Origin of the sequence: Acinetobacter gandensis (assembly GCF_001678755.1) — a bacterium.
GTDB classification, from domain to species: Bacteria; Pseudomonadota; Gammaproteobacteria; order Pseudomonadales; family Moraxellaceae; genus Acinetobacter; species Acinetobacter gandensis.
Map to the genome: position 1 here is coordinate 117,092 of NZ_LZDS01000029.1, position 14,050 is coordinate 131,141.

Consider the following 14,050-nt stretch of genomic DNA (forward strand, 5'->3'; position numbering starts at 1 on the left):
TACCTTGTATTTCAATCTTAAACGCTCTAAAATTCAGGCTTCGCAAATTAATGCGACACAACTTTGGTTGTGACTCCTTGCTTCAACTTAATTATAGGTTGGGGCTGCCTAAACCGTAAGGAGCTGACAATGCGTCACTACGAAATCGTACTATTGGTACATCCAGACCAAAGCGATCAAGTTGTGGGTATGGTAGAACGTTACCTAACTCACATCAAAGAAGCTGAAGGTCAAATCCACCGTCTTGAAGACTGGGGCCGTCGCCAATTGGCTTACCCAATCAACAAGATCCACAAAGCTCACTACATTCTTATGAATGTTGAGTGTGGTCAAACTACTCTTGATGAGCTAGAAGAATTGTTCCGTTACAACGATGCAATCATTCGTAGCCTTATCATCCGTCGTGAAAACGCTATCACTGAAGAGTCACTATTGGCTAAGAGTGCTGAAGAAAAACGTGCGCGTAAAGCTCAACGTGAAGAAGCACAACAAGCTCAAGACTCTGCTGAAGCATAAGGAGAACATAACATGGCACGTTTTTACCGTCGTCGCAAGTTCTGCCGCTTTACAGCTGAGAACGTTACGTACATCGACTACAAAGATATCGACACTTTAAAACAGTACATCACTGAAAACGGCAAGATTGTTCCTAGCCGTATTACAGGTACTAAAGCTCGTTACCAACGTCAATTAGCGTTAGCTATTAAACAAGCTCGCTACTTGTCTTTGATCCCTTACACTGACAATCATAAGTGAGGTTGAGCTGTGGATATTATCTTATTACAACGTATTAAAAACCTAGGTAAACTAGGTGATAAAGTATCTGTTAAAGCTGGTTACGGCCGTAACTTCCTTATCCCTCAAGGTAAGGCTGTTGCTGCAACTGAAGCTAACACTGCTGCTTTTGAAGCTCGTCGTGCTGAACTTGAGAAACAAGAAGCTGAAGTATTAGCTTCTGCTCAAGCTCGTGCTGACCAATTGAACGAAGTTAACATCGTTATCACTGCTAAAGCTGGTGACGAAGGTAAACTATTCGGTTCAATCGGTACTCGCGACATCGCAGACGCATTGACTAATGCTGGTCTTGTTGTAGACCGTGCAGAAGTTCGTTTACCAAATGGTGCGCTTCGCAACACTGGTGAATTCAACATCGCAATCCAATTGCATCATGATGTTGTTGCTGAAGTTCTCGTTACTATCGTAGCTGAGTAATTTCCTGCAAAAAAAAGAGCATGCCTTGGCATGCTCTTTTTTTATCTGTATAAAAAATATTAAGCAAATTATTGTTTTTCAAGTCTTCATCCAATGTATGAAATCATGGTTTAATCGGAAATAGTTGTTTCGCAATTGCGGATAAAACGCCTATTATTTCGGTTGTATGAAGCGTTGAAACAACATTTTTCAACCCCACTTTTTACCGCATCCAGTGAATTGATCATCAGGGATTTTTATGTCACAGGCGAATGCCAACAGCAAGCAAAATTCAACTTCAGCAGCAAAACCGACTGAACAAGGTCAGCTGAAAGAGTTTCGTACCCCACCCCATAATCTTGCCATTGAACAAGCTGTACTAGCCGCACTTATGACTGTGGCTGAGTCTTTTGAGCAAGTGGGTGATGTGTTGACAGAAGCTGATTTTTATGCAACACGACATAAATATATTTTCCGAGCCATCGATCAATTATCGAAAGAAAATTCACCGTATGATGCTGTGCTGGTCAATGACTGGCTGATTAAACAAAACCTACTTGATGCTGCTGGTGGTGAAGAATATCTGATGCAATTGATGTCAGATTCCCCTTCAAGTTTCTATAACATTGAAACGTATGCAGCCAAAATTAAAGAGTTCTCAACCTTACGTAATATGATTAAGGTCAGCTCTGAAATTTTACAAAATGCCTATGACACCAAAGGTCGCACAGTTAGTGAAATTTTAGACTTAGCTGAAACCAATATTTTCTCTATTGCTGAACAACACAATAACAACGCCAAAGCCCAAGGGCCGAAAGCGATTAACTCAGTTGTTGCTAGTGTTTTTGATAAGTTAAATGAACTATCACAAACGGAAGGCAGTATTACCGGTTTAACCACTGGCTTCGTTGAACTCGATAATAAAACTTCAGGTATGCAAGCAGGCGATTTAATTATTGTTGCCGCACGTCCATCTATGGGTAAAACGACTTTCGCCATGAACTTGGTTGAAAGTGTATTGTTTAACAATAACTTACCCGCTCTGGTTTATTCAATGGAGATGCCAGCCGACTCCATTGCGATGCGTTTAATTTCCTCCTTTGGTCGTGTACATCAAGGGCATTTACGTGCTGGTAAAATGGATGCAGATGAATGGTCTAAAGTGACCAGTACCATCGTGCATTTACAAGAAAAGAACTTATACATTGATGACTCCTCAGCGCTACCGCCAACGGAAGTACGTGCTCGTGCTCGCCGTATTGCAAAAATGCATGGTGGTAAGCTCGGTTGCATCATGGTCGATTACTTACAGTTAATGAAAGTCCCAGGTATGGGTGATAACCGTGTCGGTGAGATTTCGGAAATTTCACGAAGCCTCAAAGCCTTAGCAAAAGAAATGAACTGCCCTGTTATTGCGCTGTCGCAGTTGAACCGATCACTGGAAAACCGCCCAAATAAACGTCCAGTCATGTCAGACTTACGTGAATCTGGTGCGATCGAGCAGGATGCCGATTTGATCATGTTTATTTACCGTGACGAGGTATATAACAAAGAGTCAAAAGAAGCTGGTACAGCAGAAATTATTATTGGTAAACAACGTAACGGCCCAATTGGCTCTGTTCGTCTAGCCTTTGAAGGCCAATATACCAAATTTAGTAACCTCTCTCCTGAGTTTTATGCTCAGTATGATGATGAAGAGTAAAGACACTTCATCATCAATTATCTCATCGACCCTGTAGGAGTATTTAGGGTGCGCCAAGCTACAGTTTATATTGATCAAGAAGCACTTCAATATAATTTAAACCGTGTCAAACAACTTGCCCCAACTGCTAAAATTGTAAGCATGGTAAAAGCCAATGCTTATGGACATGGAGTTAAAGACTGCTTAGCAGCCTTAAAAGACAGTGATGCCTTTGGTGTTGCCTGCCTAGAAGAAGCCTTAGAAATTCGTGAACTTGGTTATGAACAGCCAATTACACTGATTGAAGGGATTTTTTCAGATGATGAAATGCAAATCGTCATCGATAAAAAAATTGAATGTGTCGTGCACCACCAACAACAATTGGATTGGTTACGTGCCCATAAAGATGCCTATATTGCTCAAGGCTTAAAAGTTTGGGTCAAACTAAACAGCGGTATGAACCGCCTTGGTTTTAAAGTCCCTGAAATTATTGAAGTGATTAATTCACTTAAAGCCGAAGGCTTTACTTGTGTTCTGGCAATGCATTTTGCTAATGCGGATGCAGAAAACTACCCTTTGAATGATCAACAGCGTGATCAATTCTTACAGGTGAAAGAAGCATGTGCACCGATTATGGGTTCTTGCTGTAATTCAGCGGCGATTTTTAAATGGCCTGAATTAAACTTTGATTTTGTTCGCCCCGGTATCATGCTGTATGGTGCAACACCATTTGCAGACAAGACTGTTGCTGAACTAGATCTAAAACCTGTAATGACATTTACTGCTGAAATTATTGCTTTAAATACCATTCAAGCCGGTGAGTCCGTTGGTTATGGCTCGACGTTTATTGCTGAACAAGAAATGCAACTCGCTATCGTTTCTATTGGCTATGGCGATGGATATCCTCGTGCTTTCCCGAAACAAAACTATGTTTCGATTAACGGGCAACAAACTCGTTTGATTGGTCGTGTAGCAATGGACATGATTGCTATTGATGTGACCCATATCAATGCACCGATTGGTACAGAAGTTGAACTATGGGGCAAAGAGCGCTTAGTCGACGATGTAGCTGAAGCTAATGGTACGATTGGATACGAATTACTTTGCCGTATGAGTGCACGTCCTGTCCGCAAACTGGCATAAATGAATCATGCTTAAAAAAGCCCAGAATCTGTTCTGGGCTTTTTTATTTAGGCAGCTTCATCAGGCTGTGCATCATATAAATACGCTACAAATGCTTCTACCTGATCAGGATTTAAAGCAAATGGTCTAAATTTATCCTGCCCTTGTTCATGCAAATACTGAAGCGCATGGCTGCTTCTGCTAACATATTTCATCGACCAGTCTGCAAAATGTGTTTGATCAATGGTCTTTAATCCATAGATCATAATCTCCCGATGTCGAGAATCTTTTCGCAGCTTTTCCACAAGCAACTCAAGCACTGGATCTTCACCTTCCAAACACTGAAAAAAGTAGCCATCTGCGTAGTACAGCACCCCTGTAATTGCGTTGCGATAGTTAAAATCCCGTGCTTCACTGAGTATATTTCTTAAATCTTCCAGCAATGTTATAGAAGATGATGTTGAACAGCTTACATAACAGAGTTGCTTCATGATTAAACTGCCCTCATCTTTATTTATCCCGAAAAAAAACTGCATTGGAACTATCGGATTCTAATACAGTTTTAACATAGCATTAGTCAGTAAATAAATTAATTAAAATAATCTTCTGTCGGTTTAGCCAATTCAATTAGTCCCTGCCGCAACGCTTCAGACCAACCTTTGCTGATCATTGTGAAGTAAGGATCTTCTTCATAAATACGTTTGCCATTTGGCATTTCAAGGCTATCTTTTTTATAGATCAACGCATCTAAAGGCATTCCAACTGATACATTTGAGCGAATTGTTGAATCAAAGGAAATTAAACTACATCGCATTGCCTCATCTAGGGGCATATCGTATCGCAACGTCCGATCTAAAATCGGTTTTCCATATTTACTTTCACCAATTTGGAAATAAGGCGTATCTGATGTAGCACAAATAAAATTACCTTGCGGGTAAATGTTATAAAGCTGCATTTCTGCACCCTGAATTTGCCCACCGACCAATAAGCTACAATAGTAATTACTCTGTTCAAGCGTATCTGAGGTTACATCGGCAATCACCTTTTTTAAGGTATGCCCCACCAATTCAGCCACTTCGAACATGGTATTTACACTGTATAAATTTGGCTCTTGCTTCACTTCAAGTTGATTTTTTAAATGTCCGATGACCGCTTGTGTTGTCGCTAAATTACCCGAGGTTTGTATGGCAATAAAACGCTCGCCAGGCACCCCAAAAGTATATAATTTACGAAAAACAGAAATATGATCAACACCTGCATTGGTACGTGTATCACTAATAAATACCATGCCATCCTGTAAACGTAATGCACAACAATAAGTCATCTTTTTCCCTCTAAATGATTAACAGCCCAACACCTGAACAATTGAGTTCATTGACTCAACGCCGCCTTTATCACGTACACCGCGTACAGGAGCTACATCCCAGTAATCCCGTCCAACAGCAACATAAATGTGTGATTGTGGTGTAAACAACTGATTACTTGTATCAAAACAATACCATGTATCATCTAAATACGCTTCTACCCATGCATGACTCGCAAGGTGAGCCATATGTGGTACATATAAATAACCGGATACATAACGTGCAGGAATACCTAAATATTTACACATCGCTATCATGACATGGCTATGATCCTGACATACCCCCTGACGACGCTGAAAAGCCTCAATAGCTGACGTATGTACAGACGTTTGATTTGAGACATAAGGAATATGCTCCAAAATTGCCTCAGATAAACGAATGAGGTTGGCACGATTGATTCTAGGCACATAACAATCGGCGAAACTTTTCATGTCTGTATCACACATGGTGCTTAAAGTAGGCTGTAAAAAGAGATTTGGATTGAGGTCATCCTGTACCCCTTCAGGCTTATTGGGATTCATTTCCACAATTCCTTGCGCCATGATGGTCATCTGCTGATATGGCTTACGTTGAGTTGTGGTCAACCACACATTACGAAATGCATCCAGTTTCATTTCACGCACGCCTGGTACACTCACATCCCAATGTTTGACACATTGATGTGAATTGGTTGATGGCGTCATTTTGATGTATTGAATACTGCTATTTACCAGATCACTGTAAAAATAATGTGTTTGATGGTTAACCATTAATTTCATATATTCACCTCAAATAGGTTTTGAATATAGTCACTAAAATGATAAAAATTTTGACTATTTGGCTCAGCTTTTAATTTTAACCATGCGTCATCTAAACTATCCCAACCTTGTGAAACTAATGCACTCACAATATGTTCAATTTTAGATAGTGTCGTTTGCGTATCCTGATGCATACGAAGTTGACGATCAAATTGTTCTAAGCACTGCCCCAAACTAAAAAATAAAAATACATCTTCAGATTCAGTTTCTAAAACCTCTTGGCATTCATTGACAACATCACAGATATAACCAGGATTATCACTGGCATTTCGAATAAGCTGATTCAATTCCGCATAACTTTTTGCAGAAAGCACTCCACGCAAGTCCTGAATATTGCCACGCGCACATTCAAATTGACTGGAAAATGATGCTGGCTGTTCTGGATTCAAAACCAGCTCATTGAGAGAAGCCGCATCAAAAGCAGGTAAGCAAAATGCATGCGCATAATTGACTGCATCATCAGACGTTTGAAACGGAAATAAACTGCACAAATATTGTGTACGCGTTAAATAACGACCTAACCAAAAAATATGTTCAGCGTTACTATTTAATAAAATCATCGTGTTGCTCCTTATTTTGGAGTTCTTATGAGCGTAAATCGTCTACGACCCATGTATCCTTAATGCCGCCACCTTGCGATGAATTCACGACCAGTGAACCTGCTTGCATTGCGACACGCGTCAAACCACCTGGCACAATTTCAGTGCGATATGGAGAACTCAAGACAAACGGTCGAAGATCAATATGACGTTCTGAAATACCTGCCTCACATAAAGTCGGGCTGACAGACAAATCCAATGTCGGTTGGGCAATATATAAATGCGGTGCTGCAACGACTTTATCTTTAAATAGATTCACTTCTTGTGCTGATGCTTGTGGGCCAATCAGCATGCCATAACCACCCGAACCCTGTGCTTCTTTCACCACAAGTTGTTCCATGTTGGCCAAAACATAATCTAAATCATGCTGCTCGCGACACTGATAGGTTGGCACATTCTTTAAAATAGCTTTTTCACCTAAATAGAAATGAATCATTTTATCGACATACGGATAAATCGATTTATCATCTGCAACGCCCGTACCCGGCGCATTGGCAATAACCACATTATGGTGCATATAAGCTGACATGAGTCCTGCTACACCCAATGTACTGTCAGGTTTAAAACATAACGGGTCAAGAAAAGCATCATCCACACGACGATAAATTACATCAACTTGTTGTCGACCTTTGACTGTTTTCACATAAACCTTATCGTTTTCTACATAAAGGTCACGTGATGTCACTAAGGGAACATCCATTTCTCTTGCCAAGAACGCATGTTCATAATATGCACTGTTATAGCGACCGGGTGTTAAGACAACAATAAACGGATTATCTACATAAGCATTTTCAGCTAAAATTTCACGCAGTAACTGTGGGTACTGCTCAATACCCATGATATTGCTTTGCTGACACAGCTCAGGCATTAATTTTTGACTGATTTTGCGGCTTTCTAACATATAAGACACACCCGATGGGGTTCTTAAATTATCTTCTAGAACGTAAAATTCGCCTTTATTGTCACGAATAATATCAATTCCACTGATTTGGCTATAAATTTTGCCCTTTAAAGAATGCTTATACATTTGTGGTTGATAGGCTTCATGGGTTAACACTTGTAGTTCAGAAATAATCCCCGCTTTTAAAATATCTTGCTGATGATAAACATCATGTAAAAATAAATTTAACGCCTTTATCCGCTGCGCACAGCCCAAAGCTAAATTATTCCATTCTTTACGTGCCATCACACGTGGAATTAAATCGTAAGGAATCGTACGCTCTATACCTTCATCTTCACCATAAACCGTAAAAGTAATACCCTCATAAAGAAAATGTTGTTTCGCCACTTGATTTAGCTGTTTGAGCTCTTCCAAAGTATGATGTGATAACCACTGTTCAAGTTGTTGGGCAGTTGTAGTACTCAATGCCTTGTTGTCACGTATTTCATTAAAAAAATTTGAATTGAGTTGATCAAACAGCGCATACCCTCGTGCTACTGGTGATGTTCTTAGTGCAAGTGCTGTCGTAAAATGACCGCCAAGCTCCACCCCCAAACCCTCAATTCCATCCGAAGTTGTATTACGGTTCTCTTTCAGCATAGCAACTCCACGTTTCTTGTAATCTATTGTAAATAAGATTAAGCAATAAACATGCCACGGCATTACACACAGCTCATCTGTTTATTTATGCATCAAATTCAGTAAGGGGTACAGCATCAAACTGCTCAAGATGTTTCTAAATGCTTTAGCAGCGTCAAAGCTTATTTTTTAATTTCAAGACTTGCGAAACACATGAAGATTCCATATTGTGTCCAACAGCATCATTTTATTCATTTCAAGATCAGTTCAAGTTTGAGATTATGTCTTCACAAGAAAAAGAAACGTCGAATAGCCTCTATCGCCAGTGGCAAATTCTTTCACGATTATCCACAGGTAAGTGGATGGGAACACGTGAACTACAGGAAATCCTAAATCGCGAAGGCATTGATATTAGCCTGCGCACCATCCAACGTGATTTAAATCAAATTTCGCTTCGCTTCCCTATTGAAAGCAGTAAAACCACACCTCAAGGCTGGCGTTGGCGCTCAGATGCTCCAATTCAGAGTTTGCCGCATATGACTAGTTCGCAAGCGGTTACATTCATGATGGTAGAAGAACATCTCAAACATTTACTACCACCGAGTCTCATTGAAGAGATGAATCCTTGGTTCGATTTGGCACGTCGTAGCCTCTCTTCTCAAAATAATGTACGCCAATGGATTAACCGTGTCCGTATCGTTCCTGCAACACAACCCTCCATTCCTCCGGTGGTTGATAAAGCATCACAACAAGCGATTTATGAAGGCTTATTACAAGACAAACAATTGGAATGTATTTATCAAGGTCGTGGTCAACAAAGTGAAGAAAAAACCTATATTCTCAACCCTTTAGCTTTGGTCCAAAAAGGTGCGATTATTTATTTAGTGTGCACACGACATGATAAAACTGACATTCAAACCTTTGCCCTGCACCGTTTTAAGTCAGCGACTGTATTAAATTCACGTGCGCTACATCCTGTTGATTTTGATATAGATGGCTATATTGACTCTGGCGCACTGGGTTTCCGCGTAGACTTCAATAAACCGACTGAAATGATTCAATTAAAATTGACCATGTCTGAACGTGATGCGTTGTATTTTGAAGAAAGCCAACTCAGTAAGGATCAAACCATTTATAAAAATGAATTCGGTTTAGCTGAAGTTAGTGCAACTGTGCCCTTTACATCTCAATTGGTCTGGTGGTTACGCAGTTTCGGTAAAAAATTGAAAAAGATTGAACCTGAAGAAGTTTCAATTGTTGTACAACAGATAAATGAAGAAGACTAAACTTTGAACCGTTTTAGTTTTACAGTGGTTTAGCCTTAATTTAGAAGAAAATCACATCAATAATCTTCTTTTTACTTTAAAAGAAAAAGTCCCAAATATGGGACTGTCTAATTTTTTAGAATATTGTTGTGATTATTGTGGTTAATGCCATTTGGAACTAGTGCATAAGGCTCTGCTGAAAACCTTATGCCATAGCACGAATTTCTCATGATTCGTATAAATTAAGACTGACATAAGCAAGCTAAGTCTGAATTATTATATCGAATAGATTTCATTGTCATAATAAAAACCTCGTTCAGTGGAAGTAAAATCAATATAGCGGCCGCGTTGCAAAGATGGAAATAACAAGAATTGATCAACTTTGCAGATTTTTTCTTAAACAAGTTTTTATATTTTCTTATATCTAAATGCCCAAAACGCCATCTCCCATCTAAATGCGCAATTTTTAGAACAAAGCTACACTGAATCAACAAATTAAAGCTTGAGCATTGTATGTAAACTCGGCAAATTAGTAGAAACTGAGCTCATAAGATTGTCTAAAACATGCCAAGTCCAGCACAAACCATTCGACATAAACTTTTAAATACTTTTTTCTCACGACATTCTATTTGGTTTCTCTGCATTTTTATTGCCTTATTGATTACCAATTTTTATTTCGGCTATTCACCGCACTATCTTCAGTACTTTATCCCTGAAACCTTACTGAATACGATTTGGGTGATTAGTATTGCGCTGAGCTTCTTAGGTTTATATGACGTTTTACAAAATCGACATTCGATCTTAAAAAATTACCCAATCATGGGCCATTTTCGTTTTTTGTTTGAAGAATTCCGTCCCGAAATTCGTCAATATTTTATTGAATCAGACCAAGATGCATTACCTTTTTCACGTATGCAACGCAGTCTAGTCTATCAACGTGCAAAAAATCAAAATGCAGATAAACCGTTTGGCTCTATTGTCGATGTATACCAAAATGACTACCGCTTTCTAAATCACTCTCTTACACCGTGTGTACCCGCCATTCCTGAAACCTTTCGGATTAGCATTGGTAATGAACAATGTACCCAGCCCTATAGTGCTTCAATTTTGAATATTTCAGCGATGAGTTTTGGTAGTTTGAGTGCCAATGCCATTCGTGCGCTGAATTTAGGTGCCAAGATGGGTAATTTCTACCATGATACTGGCGAAGGAAGCATTAGTCCGTATCATCTCGAAAATGGTGGTGATATTGTTTGGGAACTCGGTAGTGGTTATTTTGGTTGTCGTACCATCGATGGTCAATTTGACCCAGTACGCTTTGCTGAGCAAGCCAAGCTTCCGCAAGTGAAGATGATTGAAATTAAACTTTCACAAGGTGCAAAGCCAGGTCATGGCGGTATTCTTCCTAAAGATAAAATTTCAGAAGAAATTGCACAAATTCGTGGTGTGAGTCGCGAACATGATTGCATCTCTCCTTCTAGCCATCCTGCATTCAGCACACCTATTGAGATGATGCAATTCATTCAGCAATTACGCGAATTGTCTAATGGTAAACCTGTGGGCTTTAAATTATGTATCGGTCAGCCTTGGCAGTTTATGAGTATTGTAAAAGCCATGCTACACACCAAAATCTATCCAGATTTTATTGTAGTAGATGGCTCTGAAGGTGGCACAGGAGCTGCGCCAATTGAGTTGATTGACAATATGGGTACACCTCTACGTGAAGGTTTACTCTTTGTGAACAACACACTGATTGGTGCAGGACTGCGTTCAAAAATTAAAGTCGGCGCCAGCGGGAAAATTATCAGTGCATTTGATATCGCTAGCACCATGGCTATTGGTGCGGATTGGGTGAATTCAGCACGCGGTTTTATGTTTGCTGTGGGTTGTATTCAAGCGCAAAGCTGCCATACCAACCAATGTCCTGTCGGTGTCGCGACCCAAGATAAAGACCGCCAAAAAGCCATTCATGTACCCACTAAGGCTGAGCGTGTTTTTAATTTTCATAAAAATACCATGCATGGCTTGTCTGAACTGATTGCTTCTGCAGGTTTACAGCATCCTGCGGATATACGTGCCCATCACCTCGCACAGCGCATTAATAATCGTGAAATCAAAAATTATGCTCAACTGCATTTTTGGCTCAAAGATGGTGAACTTTTAAGTTGTGAAAATAAAGATGACGAAAACTTTTATTTCCGTATGTGGAATATGGCGAGTTTAGAAAAGTTCTAATTCATACACGACGGCCAATGAACTATAAAAAAAGAGGCTTTAAAGCCTCTTTTTTACTATCTGAATGTCTAAAAAATATTAATTAATAGTAAGACTTACTATTGGGCTGTGCATGTAAAAATGCCGGAATTAATCCTGTCAAAGCCGCTCGAATATCAGCACGTTCATTAATTAACTGATGTGAGCCCTCTTCGAGCATCAGTAAAGTTTGTAATCGAAACTTACGACGAATAAACTCAATGTTATAGCGCCAATCCACTGTTTGATCCTGAGCACCCTGCGCTAACCATACTGGAATACGACAGGCAGGACGTGCTTCCATTTCCTGCATCCATTTTGACATAGCCAAAATCCAGTCCATACCCATCATACGAGGTTGTAGCGGATCTTTTAAACGGACAAAACGCAAAAATTCAGGGTTATGGTTATTACGACGGAAATGACGTGGAACTTCGCGCTTGATTCTGCGAATAATGCCAAGTCCAACCGAATTATGCCACCACGCCGATTTCGCTGGACGAATCAGCGGCGATAATAATAGCACCCGCTCCACGTATGGATTTTCGCGACGTTCTGCAAAATCGAGTAAATGATGTAGCCAAATTGCCCCACCGGTACTTTGGCCAATACCCAACCAAGGTGTCGGCAATTGCGCAGCATGTTTAACATAGCGATACACCGACTCTAATACTTGCTGATAATGATCAAAGTTTTGAATACTCGCAGGCGAACCATTACTTAAACCATGTCCAGGCAAATCATAAGTCAGTACACTAAAACCTTGATCGAGCAACTCACGAATGATCGGTTGATAAATGCCACTATGCTCTAAATAACCATGTAACAGAAAAACTGTGCCTTTGAGTTGTTCGTCTTCAGATTTTAAATTGGGTTTAAATACTTGAACATGAACTTTAAATAATGGCATTTCAACATATCCTTGCCAATGTTCACAATCTAGAGCATCAAGTGCATATAAACGACGATATGACTGAATCTCTACGGTCGGCTCAAATTTGCGATTTAAATTTAATGCTTCAAGCAACTGAGGCGTATGTTCACGGCTTGGAACTGGAAGGTCTAATTGTTTTAAAATCGAGGGATTTAAAAATGGGATATCTGGCATTTAAGGTACCTCGCGACAATCGCTAGAGCCAAACCAAACATCACGTAAGGTGGCCAATAATTCATAATTTGCCCGGCGACTATGATCGTAATTTTTTTCACTTGGTCGCCAAGCTGTAAGTGAGGTCGGCATCGGTGCTTCCACAGGAATGGTTTCAATACCATTTAATGCAAATAAACGGCGTGTACGCGGCATATGGTATTGATCCGTAATCAAAATCACCGTTGGCGCACCGCCTTTTTTCTGTAGTAATAATGAGCTAAATCGAGAGTTTTCGCATGTGTTCATGCTGCGATCTTCAAGTAACTTGGCATCAACATCACGCGCCTTTAACCATGCTTGCATATAGGGGGCTTCAACCCCACTTAATACAATTGGTAATTTATACTGGCGTTCAACATCAAGCGTGGTTTCTAAACGTAAACGGGTATAGTCATTAACCACAATATCTTTATCATTTTTATCCAGTGTTAAACCACCGCCCAATACCACAATTGCATAAGGTTCTGCAGTTGGCTGTTTAACAGGTTGATTTTGTCCCTGTAATTTTGCCAAATCATGATAAGTGGCATCATCAATCGGCTCTGCTTCAGATGCAGCTTGCTCAATTTCATGCGTTTTTAAAAACTCAAGATACTGCGTCATCAAACCTTTATTTTCTTCACTATTTAAATCAAGTAAATCCTTCATTTTTTGTGCAGGATTATCGGCTTGAATTTCCGAAGCAGACATTTCAACGGTATTTAACAGTGGAACTTTCGGCTTTTCTTTCTGATCATTTTCTTTCTGTTGCTCTTCTTCAATCAATTGTTGCAACGCTTTATAACGCGCTTGAATGACCGTTAAGTCCTGGGGCTCATCTGACTGAATCGCCTGCTCCATCAGCTTCAAATAGGCCTGACGTGCAATCCACATATCCGAGCCGGGTTCATAACCATCCTCATCACTCAAAGCCCCCATTTTTTGGCTTTGCGCTGCTAACTGATTTACCTCAACAGGAACAAAATAATTCAGCCCTTTCACCACCAGCTTTGAATAGAAAGGTGAATATATAAAAATCATTAGACAGCCGAACAGTACAAATAGCACAGCGACTATTTGTACAAGGCGAACCATCCAATGTGTCTTATTCATTCAGTAAAACCTATGTC

At 39.9% G+C, this 14,050-nt stretch carries 13 protein-coding genes and 1 pseudogene; 7 read left to right on the top strand and 7 right to left on the bottom strand.

The annotated features are described in order from the left end of the window. Nucleotides 1–129: 129 nt before the first annotated feature. From rpsF to alr, 5 genes are all read left to right on the top strand, one after another. Entirely contained in the window at nucleotides 130–516 is a 387-nt protein-coding gene (rpsF, locus tag A9J31_RS14100) for a 30S ribosomal protein S6 (protein WP_004696436.1), read from the top strand. Nucleotides 517–528: 12 nt separating this feature from the next. Next, complete coding sequence (rpsR, locus tag A9J31_RS14105) at nucleotides 529–756, top strand: 30S ribosomal protein S18 (RefSeq protein WP_004278792.1); 228 nt, start codon at nucleotides 529–531, stop codon at nucleotides 754–756. 9 nt (nucleotides 757–765) lie between these two features. Next, nucleotides 766–1,212 carry a 50S ribosomal protein L9 gene (gene rplI / locus A9J31_RS14110; RefSeq protein WP_067767320.1) on the top strand — a complete coding sequence of 149 codons (447 nt, stop codon included), beginning with the start codon at nucleotides 766–768 and terminating at the stop codon, nucleotides 1,210–1,212. A 238-nt stretch (nucleotides 1,213–1,450) separates the two neighbouring features. Beyond that, entirely contained in the window at nucleotides 1,451–2,893 is a 1,443-nt protein-coding gene (gene dnaB / locus A9J31_RS14115; RefSeq protein WP_067767323.1) for a replicative DNA helicase, read from the top strand. Nucleotides 2,894–2,941: 48 nt separating this feature from the next. Continuing rightward, a complete protein-coding gene (alr, locus tag A9J31_RS14120) occupies nucleotides 2,942–4,015 on the top strand; it encodes an alanine racemase (protein ID WP_067767325.1) in 1,074 nt (357 codons plus the stop codon). Nucleotides 4,016–4,062: 47 nt separating this feature from the next. On the opposite strand, the gene A9J31_RS14125 is transcribed toward alr, so the two are convergent. The 5 genes and pseudogenes from A9J31_RS14125 to A9J31_RS14145 form a co-directional block, all read right to left on the bottom strand. Then, on the bottom strand, nucleotides 4,063–4,485 hold the full coding sequence (locus tag A9J31_RS14125) for a BLUF domain-containing protein (RefSeq protein ID WP_067767328.1): 423 nt from the start codon (nucleotides 4,483–4,485) through the stop codon (nucleotides 4,063–4,065). A 98-nt stretch (nucleotides 4,486–4,583) separates the two neighbouring features. Next, complete coding sequence (locus A9J31_RS14130) at nucleotides 4,584–5,318, bottom strand: proteasome-type protease (RefSeq protein ID WP_067767331.1); 735 nt, start codon at nucleotides 5,316–5,318, stop codon at nucleotides 4,584–4,586. An 18-nt stretch (nucleotides 5,319–5,336) separates the two neighbouring features. Further along, nucleotides 5,337–6,116, bottom strand: a complete 780-nt coding sequence (locus tag A9J31_RS14135) for a transglutaminase family protein (RefSeq protein ID WP_067767334.1) — start codon at nucleotides 6,114–6,116, stop codon at nucleotides 5,337–5,339. Beyond that, a complete protein-coding gene (locus tag A9J31_RS14140; RefSeq protein ID WP_067767336.1) occupies nucleotides 6,113–6,715 on the bottom strand; it encodes an alpha-E domain-containing protein in 603 nt (200 codons plus the stop codon). Before A9J31_RS14140 ends, A9J31_RS14135 begins: the two co-directional genes overlap by 4 nt. A gap of 25 nt (nucleotides 6,716–6,740) precedes the next feature. Then, a pseudogene (locus tag A9J31_RS14145) lies at nucleotides 6,741–8,174 on the bottom strand (circularly permuted type 2 ATP-grasp protein); the annotation flags it as partial. 380 nt (nucleotides 8,175–8,554) lie between these two features. Here A9J31_RS14145 and A9J31_RS14150 point away from each other — a divergent pair. Together A9J31_RS14150 and A9J31_RS14155 are read left to right on the top strand one after the other, a co-directional pair. Next, nucleotides 8,555–9,559 carry a helix-turn-helix transcriptional regulator gene (locus A9J31_RS14150; protein WP_067767341.1) on the top strand — a complete coding sequence of 335 codons (1,005 nt, stop codon included), beginning with the start codon at nucleotides 8,555–8,557 and terminating at the stop codon, nucleotides 9,557–9,559. Nucleotides 9,560–10,102: 543 nt separating this feature from the next. Next, complete coding sequence (locus A9J31_RS14155) at nucleotides 10,103–11,773, top strand: FMN-binding glutamate synthase family protein (RefSeq protein ID WP_067767344.1); 1,671 nt, start codon at nucleotides 10,103–10,105, stop codon at nucleotides 11,771–11,773. 82 nt (nucleotides 11,774–11,855) lie between these two features. On the opposite strand, the gene A9J31_RS14160 is transcribed toward A9J31_RS14155, so the two are convergent. Continuing rightward, the gene (locus A9J31_RS14160) at nucleotides 11,856–12,899 is read right to left on the bottom strand and encodes an alpha/beta hydrolase (protein WP_067767346.1); all 1,044 of its coding nucleotides are present in this window, start codon (nucleotides 12,897–12,899) and stop codon (nucleotides 11,856–11,858) included. Continuing rightward, nucleotides 12,900–14,033, bottom strand: coding sequence for a YdcF family protein (locus A9J31_RS14165; RefSeq protein ID WP_067767347.1), 1,134 nt, complete (start codon nucleotides 14,031–14,033; stop codon nucleotides 12,900–12,902). It abuts the gene before it with no gap. Nucleotides 14,034–14,050: the final 17 nt, after the last annotated feature.